This window comes from Burkholderia sp. IMCC1007 (assembly GCF_027257875.1).
Classification (GTDB): Bacteria; Pseudomonadota; Gammaproteobacteria; order Burkholderiales; family Burkholderiaceae; genus Burkholderia.
In genome coordinates, this window is record NZ_JAPVQY010000010.1 from 72,388 (window position 1) to 88,677 (window position 16,290).

The following is a 16,290-nucleotide window of genomic DNA, read 5'->3' on the forward strand; positions in this document are numbered from 1 at the left end:
GCGACGAAGACGAAATGCAGGAGCGCCCCGCGCGCTGTTGCCGCCATGCAAAGCGCCGACAGCACACCACTCACCGCCCGCTCGTCTCGGCGCAATCCGCTTCGGTCCGGCGTTGCGCCGACGCTTCTGCCTGCGGCTGCGCGTCAGCATCCGCCCGCGCGCCTGCATCAGCCACCTCCAGCCGCGCGCCGAGAAACGCGAATACCACGCCCGCACACAGCACGGTAACGACCGCCAGCCCGATCAGCAGCCGATCGAACGCGTGCGTATAGCTCGCGAGCAGCGCCGCACGACCGACACCCGGCAGCACGGCCGCCGCACCGGCGAGATCGCCGGTCGCGAGCCGCGCGGCCGCGCGCAGCGTCGCGTCGGACGCGAGCGCCGCGCCCGCCGCCGCCTGCGACAAATCGGCATGCGCAAGCGCCGCGAGCATCGCCCCGACGATCGCGAGCGCGATCCCTTCGCCGGCCACGCGCGTCGTGCTGAAGATCCCGGTCGCCATCCCCGCGCGCTCCTTCGGCACGACGCTGACCGACAGCGCGTCCATCAGCCCCCACGGCATCCCGGCCCCGACGCCGATCGCGACCATCGGCGCGACGGCCGCCGGCCCGGCGCCGGCGCGCAGCGCAATGCCGAGCCATACGAGCGCCGCGGCCGCGATCAGCAACCCGATCCCGGAGATCACGCCGGCCGACAGCCAGCGCGTGAGCGTCGCTGCGACGAGCGGGACGATCAGCATCGGCGCGGATATCGCGAGCATCAGCCAGCCCGCGTCGATCTCGCTGAAGCCGTCGATACCGATGAAGCGCAGCGGCAGCACGACCAGCAGCACGATGTAGCAGCAGCACGTCGACACCGGCAGCACCTGCACGCCGACGAAGCGCGCGATGCGGAATAGCGACAGGTCGAGCATCGGCCGCGCGACGCGCGTCTCGATCGTCACGAACGCGCACGCGCCGAGCGCCGCGCCGGCCAGCAGCGCGACGACGAGCGGATCCGCCCACCCGCGCGCGGGTGCCTCGATCACGCCAAACGTGAACAGCGTCAGCGCGGCGGTGAACGCGGCCGTGCCGGGCCAGTCGAGCCCCGTCGCATGCGGATCGCGCGACTCGTGCATGCGCGGCAGCCCGACTGCGAGCGACAGCGCGCCGGCCACCGCGCCCGTGACGAAGATCGCGCGCCAGCCGTAGTGTGCGATCAGCCAGCCGGCGAGCACGGGCCCGAACGCGAGCCCGATCCCGAAGGTCGTGCCGAGCAGGCTGAATGCACGCGTGCGCGCCGCTCCGTCGAACTCCTGCGCAAGCGCCGCCGTGCCGCCCGCGAGCGCCGCGGCCGCCGCGAGCCCTTGCGCGGCACGCAGCAGATCGACCGCGAGCATCGACGGCGCGAACGCGAGCGCAACCGACATCAGCGTGAAGCCGCCGACGCCGATCGCGAACACGCGCTTGCGGCCGAACTGGTCGGCGAGCGCGCCCGCCGCCATCAGGAAGCTGCCGAACGCGAGCATGAACGCGTTGGTGATCCAGTTCATCGCGACCGGGCTGCCGTGCAGGTGGCGGCCGATCGCGGGCGTCGCGACCGCGCCGCCCGAAAACGATAGCGGCAACGCAACGGCGGCCATGCAGACGGCGGCCAGCACCCATGCGCGCCGGCGCGCCGCGTGGGCCGAAACGGCTGAAACAGGGTGATCCATCATCGCTCCTCGAAAAAGCCGGCGCGGATGCGCCATCAGAGCGACAGAAGATAAATCGGATTCAATCCACGAAAAACCACGCGAAGCTCCGCATATAACGGACTAAAATTCCGCAATTACCTCGCACGGGCCCGCCCGCTTACGTCGATGGAAAACCTGAACGGCATCGCCGCGTTCGTCCGCACCGCCGAAGCGCTGAGCTTCGTCGCGGCCGGCCGCGCGCTCGGCATTTCGGCATCGGCGGTCGGCAAGACGATCGCGCGGCTCGAACAGTCGCTCGGCGTACGCTTGTTCAACCGCACGACGCGGCGCGTCACGCTGACCGACGAAGGGCGCCACTTCTACGAGCGCTGCCAGCGCATCCTCGAGGATTTCCGCGATGCCGAAGCGACCGTGACGGCGTCCGCGCAGCGCCCGCGCGGCAAGCTGCGCGTGAGCCTGCCGGTGATCGGCTACCGTTTCCTGCTGCCGGTACTGCCGGAATTCAGGCAGCGCTATCCGGAGGTCGAGCTCGACCTGGATTTCAACGACCGGATGGTGGATGTCGTCGAAGGCGGTTTCGACGCGGTGATCCGCAGCGGTCCGCTGTCGGATTCGAGCCTGATGTCGCGGCGGCTCGGCCCGTTCGCGTTCGTGCTGTGCGCGACGCCCGCGTATCTCGCACGGGCCGGGACGCCACATGCACCGCGCGATCTCGAAACGCACGATTGCGTGCGCTACTGCTTTCCGACCACCGGCAAGCTGCAGGACTGGGCGCTCGCCGCCGACGACGGCACGCCGCTGAAGCTGCGCACCGCGATGACGTGCAACAACATGGAAGCGCTGCGCGGCGCCGTCATGTCGGGGCTCGGCATCGGCTACATGCCAGACTTCCTCGCGCGCGACGCGCTGGACAGCGGCGCGCTCGTCACCGTGCTTGACGACTACCGGATCGCGCCCGGGCAGTTCTCGATCGTATGGCCGTCGAGCCGGCAGTTGTCGCCGAAGCTGCGCGTGTTCGTCGATTTCGCGTGCGAGCGGCTGTTCCGGTAGTTACGCGGCCCGCGAGCGCGCACCGCACCGTCACTCCGCCGCGATCCGCTCCGCTTCCGCGTGCGGCAGCAGCGCATCGCTGTCGTCCTTCAGCCCGACGCCCGTGAGGCCCAGCCGGCGCGCATGCGTCATCAGGTAATGCAGCTTGCGCGCGGCGGCGGCATGCGGCAGCCCTTCGGGCCGCACGTTCGAGATGCAGTTGCGCAGCGCGTCGTGACAGCCGACCTTCGGCGCCCACGTCAGGTACACGCCGAGGCTGTCCGGCGAACTGAGCCCCGGCCGTTCGCCGATCAGCATCGCGACCACCTTCGCACGCAGCAGCTCGCCGATCTCGTCGCCGAGCGCGACGCGCGCCTGCGTCGCGACCACCACCGGGCCGATCCGCCAGCCGTCCGCTTCGAGCCGCGGCCGCACGGCCTGCAACAGCGGCAGCGCCTGCTTCGCGGCCGCGAACGCCGACAGCCCGTCGCCGACCACGAACACGACATCGGGCGCGTCGTCGAGCGCCGCCCCGTAGCCGGCCAGCAGCCCGCGGCTGTCGTCCGACAGCTTGCGGCCGAGATCGGGCCGGCGCAGATAGTGATCGCGGTCGGGCGCGGCGCTCTGCACGCGCAGCGTCGGCAGCATGCCGGCCGCCTCGATCTCGCGCCGCAGCGCATCCGCGTCGAGCGGCTGATGCACCGCATCGCGCGCTTGCGCATGCGACAGGTTGAAGGCCAGCAGCGGCGCGGTCGGCAGGCTGTTGCCCGCGCGGCCGAGCGCGATCCGCGCATTCGTGAACGACTTCAGCTGCGCCCACGGATTCTTTTCGACGGCGTCGCTCATACGGAAATCCCCATCCAGTCGTTCGCGCCCGCCAGCAGCGGCACACGCGCGCTCGCGGCGCGCAGCGCGCCGTGCGCGTCGGCGATCTCCATCGTTTCCAGCCACTCCTCGAATTCCGGCGCGCGGCGCAGGCCGAGCACCTCGCGCACGTACAGCTGATCGTGAAACGACGTGCTCTGGTAGTTCAGCATCACGTCGTCCGCGCCGGGAATCCCCATGATGAAGTTGATGCCGGCCGCGCCGAGCAGCGTCAGCAGCGTGTCCATGTCGTCCTGGTCGGCTTCCGCGTGGTTCGTGTAGCAGATGTCGCAGCCCATCGGCACGCCGAGCAGCTTGCCGCAGAAGTGATCCTCGAGGCCCGCGCGGATGATCTGCTTGCCGTCGTACAAGTATTCGGGCCCGATGAAACCGACCACCGTGTTCACGAGGAACGGGTCGAACTTGCGCGCGACCGCGTACGCGCGCACTTCGCAGGTCTGCTGGTCGACGCCGAAGTGAGCATTGGCCGACAACGCGCTGCCCTGCCCGGTCTCGAAATACATCAGGTTGTTGCCCACGGTGCCGCGCTTGAGCGACAACGCGGCCTCGTGCGCCTCGCCGAGCAGCGCGAGCGAGATCCCGAAGCTCGCGTTCGCCTTCTCGGTGCCCGCGATCGACTGGAAGACCAGGTCGACCGGCGCGCCCTTCTCGATCGCCGCGATCGTGTTGGTCACGTGGGTCAGCACGCATGACTGCGTCGGCACGCCGTAACGCTCGCGAAACGCGTCGATCATCGCGAGCAGCTTCACGATCGCCGCGAGGCTGTCGGTGGCCGGGTTGATGCCGATCATCGCGTCGCCGCAGCCATACATCAGCCCGTCGAGCATCGATGCGGCAATGCCCTTCACGTCGTCGGTCGGGTGGTTCGGCTGCAGCCGCACCGACATCCGGCCGGCCAGCCCGACCGTGTTGCGAAAGCGCGTGACGACGCGGCGTTTCCTCGCGGCCGCGATCAGATCCTGGTTGCGCATCAGCTTCGACACGGCCGCGACCATCTCGGGCGTGAGGCCCGGCGCGATCCGTTCGAGCGCGGTGCCGTCGGCCACCGGCGACAGCAGCCAGTTGCGGAAATCGCCCACCGTCAGATGCGAGATTTCGGCGAACGCGGCCGCGTCGTGATCGTCGAGGATCAGGCGCGTGACCTCGTCGTCTTCATACGGGATCACCGCTTCGCTCAGGAACGCCTTCAGCGGCACGCCCGCGAGCGCGATCTTCGCGGCGACGCGCTCCTCCTCGCTCGCCGCCGCGACGCCGGCGAGCTGATCGCCGGAACGCAGCGGGCTCGCCTTCGCGAGCAGCGTCTTCAGGTCCGCGAAGCGGTACGTGCGCGGACCGATCGTCTCCGTATAGGACATCGTTCGAATCTCCTTGCCAAAAGCCGACGGCGCGCCCGTTCGACGGGGCGCGCCGGATGCCGTCAGGAACGGCCTTGCTCATTCACCGGCGTCACCCTTCTTACTCCTCCAGCAGCGCGTCGACCGGCGCGCTCGCGCGCTGCGAACGCGTCGCGAGGAAGTACGCGTAGCCGAGCGCGAGGAACGCGACGAACACCATCGCGACCAGCCCGTTGAAGTACACCATCGTGCCGAGGCAAATGAGGGCGGCAACGATCGCGAACGCCGGGAAGATCGGGTACAGCGGTGCGCGGAACGGCCGCGCCATGTTCGGCTGCGAGCGGCGCAGCTTGAACAGCGCCGCCATGCTGACGATATACATCACGATCGCACCGAATACCGACATCGTCACGATATTCGCGGTGAGCGTCTGCCCGCCGAACTGGATCAGCTCGTCGCTGTAGATCGCGGCGATCCCGACCACGCCGCCCGCGAGAATCGCGCGATGCGGGGTCTTGAAACGCGGATGCACCTTGCCGAGCCATTCGGGCAGGTAACCTTCGCGGGCCAGCGCGAAGATCTGGCGCGAATAGCCGAGGATGATCCCGTGGAACGACGCAACGAGCCCGAACAGCCCGAGCCACACGAGCATGTGCATCCAGCCGCTGTTCGCGCCGACGATGTACTTCATCGCCTGCGGCAGCGGGTCGTTGATGTTCGCGAGCTTGGTCCAGTCGCCCGCGCCGCCGGCGAACACCATCACGCCGATCGCAAGCGCGACGAGGGTCAGGATCCCGGCCACGTACGCGATCGGAATCGAACGCTTCGGGTTCTTCGCTTCCTCGGCGGCCATCGCGACGCCTTCGATCGCGAGAAAGAACCAGATCGCGAACGGAATCGCCGCGAACATCCCGTGGAATGCGCCCACGCTGAAGTGATCGGCACCCGACCAGCCGCCCTTCACGAAATTGCTCCACGCGAAGCCCGGCGACACGACGCCCATGAACACCAGCAGCTCGAAGATCGCGAGCAGCGTGACGACGAGCTCGAAGGTCGCCGCAATCTGCACGCCGACGATGTTCAGCGCCATGAACACGAGATACGCGCCCATCGCCGCGTGTTTCGGTTCGAGCCCCGGAAACTGCACGTGCAGGTACGCGCCGATCGCGAGCGCAATCGCGGGCGGCGCGAACACGAATTCGACGAGCGTCGCCGCGCCGGCCAGATAGCCGCCGGTCGGACCGAACGCGCGGCGCGCATACGCGAACGGGCCGCCCGCGTGCGGAATCGACGTCGTCAGCTCGGTGAAACTGAAGATGAAGGTGGTGTACATCGCCGCGACGAACAGCGCGGTGATCACGAAACCCAGCGTGCCCGCGCTCGCCCAGCCGTAGCTCCAGCCGAAGTACTCGCCGGAAATCACCAGGCCGACCGCGATGCCCCACAGTTGCCAGGTTCCGAGCGTCTGCTGCAGCGCGGGCTGGCCGGAGGACTTGGCGCCGGCGGCGGGCCGGCCATTCGACTCTGCTTTCATCGGACTTTCTCCTCAAGGGCGCCGGGCCTGCGGGCCCGCGCGACTGAGAATCGATGCTAGAGAGTCATTAAACGACGTGTTATCGAAATTCGGCAAAGATCGCGGCTGACGTTTCGCTTGCAGAAATGCTTTCGGAAACGCTTGCGGAAACGCTTGCGGTACCGCTCGCGGTACCGCCGGCCGCGCGCGTTGCCACGCCGATCCCGCCCGCGCGGTGCGGGCCGGATCGGCCGTGCCGGCCGGCGTTACTGGCCGCCGCCGCGCTGGTTGAACCAGCGGTCGAGCAGCTTGCCGGCCGCTTCGCGACCGCCGAGGCCGAACGACAGCGCAACGGCCACCGCGATCGCGCCGAGCACGAGGCCGAACGCGAGCTGCACGATTTCATTGGCGATGCCCATCGCGCGCAGCCCCATCGCGAACACCAGGCCGAGGATCGCGAATTGCGCGATCCGCGCGAACAGCACGCTGTGTTCGCGGTCGGCCTGCTCGATCACGCGGCGCGCGAGGCCCGCGAGCCATACGCCGATCACGAGGATCACGACGCCCGTCAGCACGTGGCCGCCGAATTCGATGAACAGCGTGACGACGTCGCGCACCTGCGTGAAACCGAGCCGGTTCGCGGCTTCGACCGTGGCGAACAGCATCGCGAAGAACACGATCAGCCGCGCGACCAGCACCGACGGCTGCAGGATCCCCGAGAACACGGGTGCGACGCCGAGCACGACCGGCAGCCCGTCGACGCCGGCGGCTTCCAGCAGCCGCTGCGCGAGCGACGCGACGAAGCGCGCGAAATAGAACGTGACGACCAGGATCACGATCGCCGCGACGATGTCCGGCACCGCGCCGAGGAACTGGTTCAGCATGTTGGTCGCGGGAATCGCGATCGCGTCGATCTTCAGCGCGTCGAGCGCGGAGATCAGCGTCGGGACGAACACGAACACATAGACGATCGTGCCGATCAGGCTCGACACGCGCACCGGCGTCGGGCTGTCGAGCCGCGCGGTGAGACGATCCGCGCCGGCGGCCACCAGCAGGTTCGTCACGAGGCCGCGCAGCACGCGCGCGACAATCCAGCCGACGAAGCCGATCACCGCGGCCGCGAAGATGTTCGGCACGATCGCGAGCAGCTTGTCGACCATCCCCTGCACCGGCGACAGCAGGCCCGACAGCGCGAACGACGACAGGATCGCCGGCAGGAACATCAGGATCACGAGCCAGAACAGCACGTCGCCGAGATAGCCGCTCATCGGCTGCATGCCCGCGCTTTCGGACAGCGCGAGGTCGACCCTGCTCGCCCTCAGCGCACGGTTCGCGAGGCTGCGCAACAGCGATGCGATGAGCCACGCGATCAGCGTCAGCGCTGCGCCGCCGATCAGGTTCGGCAGGTAGTTGACGATGTGCGTGACGAGCAGCGAGAACGGATTGGACACCGCGTACAGGTTGAGCACGTTGAAGATGCCCACCGCGGTGACGAGCAGCACGAGCCAGAACAGCCCGCCCGCGATGATGCGTTCGACGTACGCGCCCTGCCCGGTGCTCTCGCTGATCCGCTGATCGACCTTCAGCGCGTTGAGCAGCCGAAGCGCGCCGGCCCGCACCCCGACCGCGATCAACCAGCCGATCACCAGGATGCCGATCGCGCCTGCGATCTTGGGCAGATATCCGCCTAGCGTGGTCTGCAGCGACGTGATGAAGCTGGAAGCATCCATTTCTTCTTCTCCCGAAAACGTGGCGTTGCGATTGAACATCGACGAACTACCTGCGTACTTCGAAAACCGTGCTGTGCCGCCCGAGCAACTTACCTGAGAAAAATGACGCATTCGTCGGATTTCACTGTCTTTAACTTTAGACATGAATCGACGGGGACGAGACCCAATTTCGGCGAAATTAAAAGGGGCGGAGTTGACGGCCCGATCGGCGGGACCCTGGGCACTACGTATCTCCGCAAGATTTATCAATCGCCGGCGTGCTACCGTGGCGTCCATTCCTGCCGAGGACCGTCCGATTTATCCACTACAGCGAGGAGCGGAAGACATGTTCAAACACGAGGTCGAGATCCGGCGCCTGCCGGAACTGCGCGGCTACGCGGTGACGCACACCGGCGCATACCTGAAGGTCGGCGACGCGTTCGCGCACATCGGCGCGTGGGTCGCGCAGCATGGCCTGATCGGCCCTGGCGCGAAGATGATCGGGATCTTCTACGACGATCCCGATACGACGCCCGAAGCGCAATTGCGGGCGAGAGCCTGTTTCGTGCCGGCCGACGGCGCGCCGGACGTCGCACCGGTGCCGCCGGTCGAGCGTGTCACGATCGCGGGCGGCGACCATGCGGTGCTGCTGCACACGGGACCGTATGCGGATCTGAAAGCGGCCTACCAGTGGCTGTACGGCGACTGGCTGCGTCACTCGGGCCGCGAAGCCGCCGCTGCGCCGCCGTTCGAGCTGTACCTGAATACGCCGATGGACGCGGCGCCGGCCGATCTGCAAACCGAGATTTATTTGCCGCTGCGGTGAGTGAAGGGGCGCGGGACGGTCGGCGGACGTCGACACCGGGATGATGCGGCCGTCTGTTCCCGCTGCCGACCGACGGCCGGCAATCAGGCGCGGCCGGCTTGCGTCCCGCAGCTCGGGCAAAAGCGTGCATCGGCCGCCAGCGCCGCGTGACAGCGGCTGCACGCCCTGCCATGCGACGTGCCGCACTGCGCGCAGAATCGCGCGTCCGCCGCGTTGAGCGCGCCGCAGCCGGCGCAGGCGAGCTGGCGCAGCGGCGCATTGCCGCCCTGGGCGTCGGCCGGCGACTGCCAGCCCCAGCCGTGACGGTCGCGGCCGCACACATCGTGGCCGCCATGACCTTCCGTACCGTGCCCGCCGTGATGCCCGCCACCGTGGCTACCGTGATGGCCGCCGCCATGCCCGCCACCGTGGCCACCCAGGATCCGTTTCAGCAAGCTCATCGTCCGCTCCTCATCGCTGCGTGTGCGAGCCGTCGAACACGCCCGCCTTCGACAGCAGCCGCAAGCCGTTGCCGACGACGATCAGGCTCGCGCCCGCGTCGGCGAACACGGCCATCCACATCGTGCCGAGCCCCGCGACCGTGAGGCCGAGGAACACGACTTTCACGCCGAGCGCGAAACCGATGTTCTGCACCAGCACGCGATGGGTCGCACGCGACAGCCGCACGAACGCGGGAATCTTGCGCAGGTCGTCGTCCATCAATGCGACGTCGGCCGTCTCGATCGCCGTGTCGGTGCCCATTGCGCCCATCGCGAAACCGATGTCGGCACGCGCGAGCGCGGGCGCATCGTTGATCCCGTCGCCGACCATCCCGACCGCGCCCGCGCCGCCGGCCGCCAGTTCCTCGACCGCTGCGAGCTTGTCTTCCGGCAACTGGTTGCCGCGCGCATCGTCGATGCCGGCCTGCTGCGCGATCGCCTGTGCGGTGTGCGGGTTGTCGCCGGTCAGCATCGCGGTGCGGATGCCGAGCGCGTGCAGGTCGGCGATCGCCGCGCGGCTCGTGTCCTTGATCGTGTCGGCGACCGCGAAGATGCCGAGCACGCGCGTGTCGTCGACCAGCATCACGACGCTCTTGCCCTGCCGCTCGAGCGCATCGAGCTTCGCCTCCAGCGCCGGCGAGCAGCGTTCGAGTTCCTCGACGAGCCGGTGGTTGCCGAGCCAGTAGCGCGCGCCGTCGATCGTACCGCGCACGCCGCGCCCGACGATTGCTTCGAAATCCTCTACATCGGCGAACGCTGCCGTGCGCGCCTCGCGGGCCGCTGCTGCAATCGCCTGCGACACCGGGTGATCGGAGCGCGCCGCGAGGCTCGCGCCGAGCTGACGCACCTGCGCCGCGTCGACGTCGGCGGCATGCAGACCGAAGTCGGTCTGCACCGGCTTGCCGTGCGTGATCGTGCCGGTCTTGTCGAGCGCGAGCCACGCGAGCTTGCGGCCTTCTTCCAGATAGACGCCGCCCTTCACGAGAATCCCGCGACGCGCCGCGGCCGCGAGGCCCGACACGATCGTCACTGGCGTCGAGATCACGAGCGCACACGGGCACGCGATCACGAGCAGCACCAGCGCGCGGTAGATCCAGTCGTGCCACGCGCCGCCCAGCACGAGCGGCGGCACCACCGCGACCAGCAGCGCGATCGCGAACACGATCGGCGTATAGATGCGTGCGAACTGGTCGACGAAACGCTGCGTCGGCGCCTTCGCGCCCTGCGCTTCCTCGACCGCGTGGATGATCCGCGCGAGCGTCGAGTTGGCCGCGACCGCCGTCACGCGATAGTCGAACGAACCCGACTCGTTGATCGTGCCGGCATACACGGCGTCGCCGGCCGCCTTCTCGACCGGCAGGCTCTCGCCGGTGATCGGCGCCTGGTTCACCGTCGAGCGGCCCGCGACGACTTCGCCGTCCAGCCCGATCCGCTCGCCCGGCTTCACGCGCACCACCGCGCCGAGCGCGACCTGTGCGGCTTCGACGGTGCGCCACGCGCCATCGGCGTCCTGCACGGTCGCGGTGTCGGGGGCGAGCCGCATCAGGCCCTGGATCGCATTGCGCGCGCGATCGAGCGACTTCGCCTCGATCAGTTCGGCGATCGTGAACAGCACCATCACCATCGCGGCTTCCGGCCATTGGCCGATCGCCATCGCGCCGGTCACCGCGATGCTCATCAGCGCGTTGATGTTCAGGTTGCCGTTGCGGATCGCGATCCAGCCTTTCTTGTAGGTGGTCAGCCCGCAGGCGAGCACCGCCGCAAGCGCGAGCGCGGCCGACAGCCACACCGGCAGGCCGGCCCAGGTCGCCGCTTCGGACGCGAGCGCCGCGACACCGGCCAGCGCGAGCGGCCACCACGGCTTCGCGGGCGGCGGCGCGCTGGGCGCTGCCGGTGCGTCGGCCGACGCGGCTTCCGGCGTCATGCCGAGCGAGCGGATCGCGCTTTCGATCGCCGGCTGCGTGCCAGGCACGTGGTCGACGGTGAGCATCCGCTGCATCAGGTTGAATTCGAGCGCCGATACCTGCTGCATGCCGCCGAGTTTCTTGCGGATCAACGTTTCCTCGGTCGGGCAGTCCATCTGCATGATCCGGAACGCGGAGCGCACGTGACCCGATGCGGTCGCGCGCGCGACCGGAAGCGGCGCGAGGGCCAGCGCGGCGGGCGCGCAGCAGTCGCCGGCCGCGTGGTCGTGGGCGTGGGCGTGGGCGTGGGCGTGGGCGTGGCCGGCGTGGCCGGCGTGGTCATGCGGAGGATGGTCATGCGAACACGCCGCTCCGTGCCCATGCCCGTCGCCGTGTGCGTGGTCGCCGTGGTCGCCGTGTGCGTGGTCGCCGTGGTCGCCGCGGCCGTGATCGTGCCCCGTCCCGTCGGCGAACGCCTGATCGTGATCATGGCCGCAGCCACGCGGCTGCGCACCGCGCGATGCGCCGTCGCCATGCGCGTGCTCGCCGGCCGCCGACGCCGCGTCGTCGACCGTCGCCGCCTGCGTGTCGCGTGCGCCCGCGCAGCAGGTCTCGGCGCCGTCGGCATGACGGTGTCGTGGGTCGTGGGGACGCTGGGCGTCGGTCATGACAACCTCCTCTATGGCTAGACGATGTAGAGTTAACACCCTGAAGCCACTACAAGGTCAAGCCTTACAAGGAGAAAGCCATGAAGATCGGCGAACTGGCGAAAGCGGCCCGCTGCACGCCTGAAACGATCCGCTTCTACGAGAAGGAGGGGCTGATGCCGGATGCGGAGCGTACCGATTCCAACTACCGGAACTACACCGACGTGCACGTCGAGCGGCTGCGCTTCATTCGCAACTGCCGCGCGCTCGACATGGCGCACGACGAAATCCGCGCGCTGCTGCAGCTCACCGACACGCCGGCCGACCCGTGCGATTCGGTCAACTCGCTGCTCGACGAGCACATCGGCCACGTCGACGCACGCCTCGCGGAACTCACGCATCTGCGCGACCAGCTCACCGAATTGCGACGTCAATGCGTGGGCGAACATTCCGTCGAAGACTGCGGCATCGTGCATGGCCTGACGACGATGGAGACCGTCGCCCCGGCCGCGAAGCGCTCACACCTCGGCTGAAACCCTTGTCGAATCTGATAGCCTAGTTAATACTAGTCATATTCTTACTAGACATAATCGAACTATTCATGACATCGAGTCGCCCGTCTCCGCTTGCGCTCGCGGTCCTCGCGACGCTGACCGAAACGCCGATGCATCCGTACGGAATGCTGCAGCAGTTGAAGGCCCGCGGTTACGACGAAGTCGTCAACGTGCGGCAGCGCACGAGCCTCTACCAGACGATCGACCGGCTGCTGCGCGACGGGCTGATCGCCGTGCACGACACCGAGCGCGACGGCGCGTTTCCCGAGCGCACGTTGTACACGCTCACCGAAACCGGACACGCGGCCGGGCAGGCATGGCTGCATGCGCTGCTCGCCGAGCCCGCGCGCGAGTTCCCGGCGTTCGGCGCCGGCCTCGCATTCCTGCCGCTGCTTGACGCCGAAGATGCGCGTCACCAGCTCGAGCGTCGCATCGTCGCGCTCGAAGCCGAACGCGAACGCCTCGAATCGCTGCGCAACGCCGCGCAGAACGATCAGGTGCCACGCCTGTTCCTGCTGCAGAACGAGCACGCGCTCGTGCTGCTCAATGCGGAACTCGACTGGGCGCGCAGCGTCGTCGAACACCTGAAGATCGGCGCGCTGCGCTGGGTCGACGGCTGACGGTCGACCAGCTGACTAGCTGACCAGCCGGCTTGACGGCGAACGCGCGCGCCGCGCGTCCACGGTCCGTCAGGCATCGCGACGGCCATCGCGGCCACCCGCTTCCGCGCTTACTGCGTCGAGATGTCGATATTGCCGAAGTACTTCTGGCCCAGCGACTTCACCGTGCCGTCCGCCTTCAGCTTGTCGATCGCCGCATCGAGTTTGGTCTTCAGCGCGTCGTCGCCCTTGCGCAGCCCGAACGCGATCCCGCTGCCGAGGATCTTGTCGTCGCGCACCGGCTGACCGACGAACGAGAAACCCTTGCCGTCCGGACGCGACAGGAAGCCGCGCTGGCCGGCCGGCGCGAGCACCAGCGTCGCGTCGAGGCGGCCCGCCACGAGATCGGCGTATGCCTGGTTCTGATCCTGGTACGCGACGACGGACACGCCGGCCGGCTCCCAGTGCGCCTTCGCGTAGGTTTCCTGGATCGACGCCTGCAGTACGCCGACGCGCTTGCCCTTCAGCGATTCCGGCGTCGGCAGCAGGCCGCTGCCGGTGCGCGCGATCAGCTGCGTCGGCACGCGGTAGATGATCGTCGTGAAGTCGATTGCCTGGCGCCGCTGCTCGGTCGCGTTCATCGCCGAGTTGATCGCGTCGAACTTGCGGCCTTGCAGCGCGGGAATCAGCCCGTCGAACGACGTCTCGACCCACTTGCACGACAGCTTCGCCGTCCGGCAGACGGCGTTGCCGACGTCGATGTCGAAGCCCTGCAGCTCGCCGTTCGGCGCCTTCGATTCGAACGGCGGGTACTGCGCCTCGAGGCCGAAGCGCAGCGTCTGCCCGTCGGCGAGCGCCGCACCGGAGCCGAGCGCGCACGCGAATGCGAACGCGAGTTTCAGGGTGTGTCCGTGTTTCATCGTGATCTCCTGACTTGTCGACCGCAGCCGTGCGTCGGCACGTGCGGCGGCCCATCCGTGGCTTTCCGTGCGACGTATACGTCGCCTGCTTGGGTGCGGGCCGTGCCCGCGATTTACAGCGAGCGCAACCGCCGCGCGCCTTCGATCAGCGTCGCGTCGTCCTTCGAGAAACTGAGCCGGATCACGCCCGCGTCGCTGCCGTCGGTGTAGAACGCCGACAGCGGAATCGTCGCGACGCGCGCTTCGCGGATCAGCCGCAGCACGAGATCGCTGTCGCTTTCGTCCGAGAAGTGCCTGAACCGCGCGAGCATGAAGAACGAGCCTTCGCTCGGCAGCAGCTCGAAGCGTGAATCGGCCAGCTCGCGCGCGAGCAGGTCGCGCTTGGCCTGGTAGAACGCCGACAGGCCGAGATAGCTTTCCGGTCGCGCGAGGATTTCCGCGAACGCGACCTGCATCGGCGTATCGGCCGAGAACACCATGAACTGGTGCACCTTGCGGATCTCGTCCATCAGCGCAGCCGGCGCGATGCAGTGGCCGACGCGCCAGCCCGTCACGTGAAACGACTTGCCGAACGACGACACGATCACGCTGCGCTCGGCCAGCTCGCGGTGACGCGCGACGCTCTGGTGCTGCGCGCCGTCGAACACGACGTGCTCGTAGACCTCGTCGGACAGCACGACGATATCGGTATTGCGCGTGAGCTGCGCGAGCCGTTCGAGATCGTCGGCGGAGAATACGGTCGCGGTCGGGTTGTGCGGCGTGTTCACGATGATCATCCGCGTGCGCGGCGTGATCGCGGCGGCGACCTCGTCCCAGTTCACGCGGAAATGCTCGGGCGACAGCTTGATCGCGACCGGCGTTGCGCCCTGCATCCGCACGATCGGTGCGTAGCTGTCGAACGACGGCTCGAAATAGATCACTTCGTCGCCCGGATGCACGAGCGCGCTGATCGCGGCGTAGAGCCCTTCGCTCGCGCTCGCGATCACCGTGATCTCGGTGTCCGGGTCGTAGCGCGCGCCGTACAGCGCTTCGGTCTTTTCCGCGAGCCGCTCGCGCAGCGACACGATGCCGGCCATCGGCGCGTACTGGTTGTGGCCGTCGCGCATCGCGCGTGCGACGCCCTCGACGAGCGCGGGATCCGGCGCGAAATTCGGCGCACCCTGCGACAGGTTCAGCGCATCGTGCTGTGCGGCAAGCTGGCCGATCACCGTGAAGATCGTCGTCCCGACGTCAGGCAGCTTCGAACGGGGCGTGGTGGCGCTTCGCATGACTCCTCCTTCTGATGTCCTTCGGGCGGGCCCGCACGAAGCGCGGTCCTGCACATGCGCATGATTTAGCCCCAGCCAATATCGGCGGACAATCGAAAGTTCGTCATGGCGGCCATGCATTTTCCTCATGGCTCACGACATAAAAGGCTCAGCGCCACGATGGCGCTGTGCGCAGCGCATGCGAATCGGGCATTACCCCTACGGCCTGTTCACGCTAATAGCGGGCTTGCGAACGTGCGTTCCCTGCTTGGGAAATTCATTCGTGGGGCTGGCCGCCAGATACGCACGCAGCAGCGTGTGCAGCTCGCCACGCAGCGCGCCGAAGTCGAGTGCCGGCCCGAGCGTCAGCAGCGCCTGCGACACGCCGCCGTAGCAGACCGTATGCGCCATCCGCGCGAGCCCGTCGAGCCGTTCGGCCGGCGGCGGATCGGCGGCCTGCGCAAGCGCGTCGCGCCACAGCGCGACGTAGGCGTCGTAGTGCCGGCGGTACGCGGCGAGCGGCGACACTTGCCGCTCCAGTGCGAACAGCGCGCTCCACAGCGCGGCGTCCGCGCCGATCGCGTCGAGCTGCAGGTCGACGAGCGCGGCCGCGAGTTCGGCGCACGGCGCGCCGCGCAACCCGTTTGCCGCGTCGCGCAGCCGGTCGGCCAGCGCGAGCACGCGCCGGTGAATGCACAGCGCGGCGAGGCTTTGCTTGTCGCCGAAGTATTCGTAGAAGGTGCCGATGCTCACGCCTGCGACGGCCGCGATCTCGCGGATCGTCGCCTTCGCATAGCCGCGCTCGAGCAAAAGCTGAACGAACGCCTGCTGAAGCGCATCGGACGTGGCCTGCGCGCGCGACTGGCGCGGCCGGCGGCGCAACGCGGGCGCGGGTTGCGCCGCCGGCTGGCCGGGCGGCGCCGGAACCTGAACATGTCGCGGCGGCATATTTGCTACTCTGAAATTCAG

Annotated in this window: 12 protein-coding genes and 2 pseudogenes; 4 read left to right on the top strand and 10 right to left on the bottom strand. The window is 68.4% G+C overall.

Going from position 1 to position 16,290, the window contains the following annotated elements; genetic code table 11:
- Nucleotides 1-70: 70 nt before the first annotated feature.
- Nucleotides 71-1,693 carry an MFS transporter gene (locus O1Q03_RS12455; RefSeq protein ID WP_269503796.1) on the bottom strand — a complete coding sequence of 541 codons (1,623 nt, stop codon included), beginning with the start codon at nt 1,691-1,693 and terminating at the stop codon, nt 71-73.
- Nucleotides 1,694-1,840: 147 nt separating this feature from the next.
- On the opposite strand from O1Q03_RS12455, the gene O1Q03_RS12460 reads away from it, so the two are divergent.
- Complete coding sequence (locus O1Q03_RS12460; protein WP_269503798.1) at nt 1,841-2,725, top strand: LysR family transcriptional regulator; 885 nt, start codon at nt 1,841-1,843, stop codon at nt 2,723-2,725.
- Between the two features lie 30 nt (nt 2,726-2,755).
- Here O1Q03_RS12460 and eutC read toward each other — a convergent pair whose 3' ends face one another.
- The 4 genes from eutC to O1Q03_RS12480 form a co-directional block, all read right to left on the bottom strand.
- Nucleotides 2,756-3,550: an ethanolamine ammonia-lyase subunit EutC gene (eutC, locus tag O1Q03_RS12465; protein ID WP_269503799.1), complete on the bottom strand. Its 795-nt coding sequence runs from the start codon at nt 3,548-3,550 to the stop codon at nt 2,756-2,758.
- Nucleotides 3,547-4,944, bottom strand: a complete 1,398-nt coding sequence (locus O1Q03_RS12470; protein WP_269503800.1) for an ethanolamine ammonia-lyase subunit EutB — start codon at nt 4,942-4,944, stop codon at nt 3,547-3,549. The genes eutC and O1Q03_RS12470 overlap by 4 nt, the downstream gene beginning before the upstream one ends.
- Before the next feature lie 100 nt (nt 4,945-5,044).
- Complete coding sequence (gene eat, locus O1Q03_RS12475; RefSeq protein ID WP_269503802.1) at nt 5,045-6,457, bottom strand: ethanolamine permease; 1,413 nt, start codon at nt 6,455-6,457, stop codon at nt 5,045-5,047.
- A 245-nt stretch (nt 6,458-6,702) separates the two neighbouring features.
- A complete protein-coding gene (locus tag O1Q03_RS12480; RefSeq protein WP_269503804.1) occupies nt 6,703-8,166 on the bottom strand; it encodes a mechanosensitive ion channel in 1,464 nt (487 codons plus the stop codon).
- 286 nt (nt 8,167-8,452) lie between these two features.
- Between O1Q03_RS12480 and O1Q03_RS12485 the strand changes: the two are divergent.
- A pseudogene (locus O1Q03_RS12485) lies at nt 8,453-8,971 on the top strand (AraC family transcriptional regulator); the annotation flags it as partial.
- An 83-nt stretch (nt 8,972-9,054) separates the two neighbouring features.
- Here the strand turns inward: O1Q03_RS12485 and O1Q03_RS12490 are convergent.
- The gene (locus O1Q03_RS12490; protein ID WP_269503807.1) at nt 9,055-9,411 is read right to left on the bottom strand and encodes a double zinc ribbon domain-containing protein; all 357 of its coding nucleotides are present in this window, start codon (nt 9,409-9,411) and stop codon (nt 9,055-9,057) included.
- 10 nt (nt 9,412-9,421) lie between these two features.
- Nucleotides 9,422-12,022, bottom strand: a complete 2,601-nt coding sequence (locus O1Q03_RS12495) for a heavy metal translocating P-type ATPase (protein WP_332112525.1) — start codon at nt 12,020-12,022, stop codon at nt 9,422-9,424.
- Nucleotides 12,023-12,102: 80 nt separating this feature from the next.
- On the opposite strand from O1Q03_RS12495, the gene cadR reads away from it, so the two are divergent.
- Complete coding sequence (cadR, locus tag O1Q03_RS12505; protein ID WP_269503810.1) at nt 12,103-12,534, top strand: Cd(II)/Pb(II)-responsive transcriptional regulator; 432 nt, start codon at nt 12,103-12,105, stop codon at nt 12,532-12,534.
- A 68-nt stretch (nt 12,535-12,602) separates the two neighbouring features.
- Nucleotides 12,603-13,175 carry a PadR family transcriptional regulator gene (locus tag O1Q03_RS12510; protein WP_269503811.1) on the top strand — a complete coding sequence of 191 codons (573 nt, stop codon included), beginning with the start codon at nt 12,603-12,605 and terminating at the stop codon, nt 13,173-13,175.
- 110 nt (nt 13,176-13,285) lie between these two features.
- Here O1Q03_RS12510 and O1Q03_RS12515 read toward each other — a convergent pair whose 3' ends face one another.
- The 3 genes and pseudogenes from O1Q03_RS12515 to O1Q03_RS12525 all read right to left on the bottom strand — a co-directional run.
- Nucleotides 13,286-14,074: an ABC transporter substrate-binding protein gene (locus tag O1Q03_RS12515; RefSeq protein ID WP_269503812.1), complete on the bottom strand. Its 789-nt coding sequence runs from the start codon at nt 14,072-14,074 to the stop codon at nt 13,286-13,288.
- Between the two features lie 113 nt (nt 14,075-14,187).
- Nucleotides 14,188-15,342 carry a pyridoxal phosphate-dependent aminotransferase gene (locus O1Q03_RS12520; RefSeq protein ID WP_269503813.1) on the bottom strand — a complete coding sequence of 385 codons (1,155 nt, stop codon included), beginning with the start codon at nt 15,340-15,342 and terminating at the stop codon, nt 14,188-14,190.
- Between the two features lie 267 nt (nt 15,343-15,609).
- Nucleotides 15,610-16,269: pseudogene (locus tag O1Q03_RS12525) on the bottom strand (TetR/AcrR family transcriptional regulator); the annotation flags it as partial.
- Nucleotides 16,270-16,290: the final 21 nt, after the last annotated feature.